Source organism: Escherichia sp. WS1152, assembly GCF_046487665.1.
GTDB classification, from domain to species: Bacteria; Pseudomonadota; Gammaproteobacteria; order Enterobacterales; family Enterobacteriaceae; genus Escherichia; species Escherichia coli.
Map to the genome: position 1 here is coordinate 1 of NZ_JBJQJA010000054.1, position 1,406 is coordinate 1,406.

A 1,406-nucleotide genomic window follows, 5' to 3' on the forward strand; every position below is an offset into this window, starting at 1 on the left:
CAGAATGATGTCACGCTGAAAATGCCGGCCTTTGAATGGGTTCATGTGCAGCTCCATCAGCAAAAGGGGATGATAAGTTTATCACCACCGACTATTTGCAACAGTGCCTCCTTTTTGATAATCTCATGACCAAAATCCCTTAACGTGAGTTTTCGTTCCACTGAGCGTCAGACCCCGTATAGTGTTTTGCAGTTTAGAGGAGATATCGCGATGCATACGCGGAAGGCAATAACGGAGGCGCTTCAAAAACTCGGAGTCCAAACCGGTGACCTCTTGATGGTGCATGCCTCACTTAAAGCGATTGGTCCGGTCGAAGGAGGAGCGGAGACGGTCGTTGCCGCGTTACGCTCCGCGGTTGGGCCGACTGGCACTGTGATGGGATACGCGTCGTGGGACCGATCACCCTACGAGGAGACTCTGAATGGCGCTCGGCTGGATGACGAAGCCCGCCGTACCTGGCTGCCGTTCGATCCCGCAACAGCCGGGACTTACCGTGGGTTCGGCCTGCTGAATCAATTTCTGGTTCAAGCCCCCGGCGCGCGGCGCAGCGCGCACCCCGATGCATCGATGGTCGCGGTTGGTCCGCTGGCTGAAACGCTGACGGAGCCTCACGAACTCGGTCACGCCTTGGGGGAAGGATCGCCCGTCGAGCGGTTCGTTCGCCTTGGCGGGAAGGCCCTGCTGTTGGGTGCGCCGCTAAACTCCGTTACCGCATTGCACTACGCCGAGGCGGTTGCCGATATCCCCAACAAACGGTGGGTGACGTATGAGATGCCGATGCTTGGAAGAGACGGTGAAGTCGCCTGGAAAACGGCATCGGATTACGATTCAAACGGCATTCTCGATTGCTTTGCTATCGAAGGAAAGCCGGATGCGGTTGAAACTATAGCAAATGCTTACGTGAAGCTCGGTCGCCATCGAGAAGGTGTCGTGGGCTTTGCTCAGTGCTACCTGTTCGACGCGCAGGACATCGTGACGTTCGGCGTCACCTATCTTGAGAAGCATTTCGGAACCACTCCGATCGTGCCTCCGCACGAGGCCGTCGAGCGCTCTTGCGAGCCTTCAGGTTAGAGGCCGTCGACAATGATAATCTGGATCAACGGACCTTTCGGCGCCGGAAAGACGACGCTCGCTAAGCGGCTGCGCGATCGGCGTTCCAAATCGCTGATCTTTGACCCCGAGGAAATCGGGTTCGTGGTGAAAGAAACGGTCCCCATGCCAGCGAGCGGAGACTATCAGGATCTCCCCTTGTGGAGGGGACTTACGATCGCGGCGGTCAGGGAGATTCGAAGGAATGGCACTGTTGCAAATAGTCGGTGGTGATAAACTTATCATCCCCTTTTGCTGATGGAGCTGCACATGAACCCATTCAAAGGCCGGCATTTTCAGCGTGACATCATTCTGTG

General features: G+C 56.3%; 2 protein-coding genes. One reads left to right on the forward strand and one right to left on the reverse strand.

Annotation, left to right across the window (positions count from 1 at the left end; all coding sequences use genetic code 11):
• The first annotated feature begins 210 nt into the window (after window positions 1-210).
• Entirely contained in the window at window positions 211-1,071 is an 861-nt protein-coding gene (aac(3)-IId, locus tag ACJHW7_RS25245) for an aminoglycoside N-acetyltransferase AAC(3)-IId (protein ID WP_000557454.1), read from the forward strand.
• On the opposite strand, the gene ACJHW7_RS25250 is transcribed toward aac(3)-IId, so the two are convergent.
• Window positions 1,063-1,406: hypothetical protein (locus ACJHW7_RS25250; RefSeq protein ID WP_347815384.1), on the reverse strand; the 344-nt coding region annotated here is incomplete at its 5' end. The two genes, aac(3)-IId and ACJHW7_RS25250, sit on opposite strands and share 9 nt — an antisense overlap.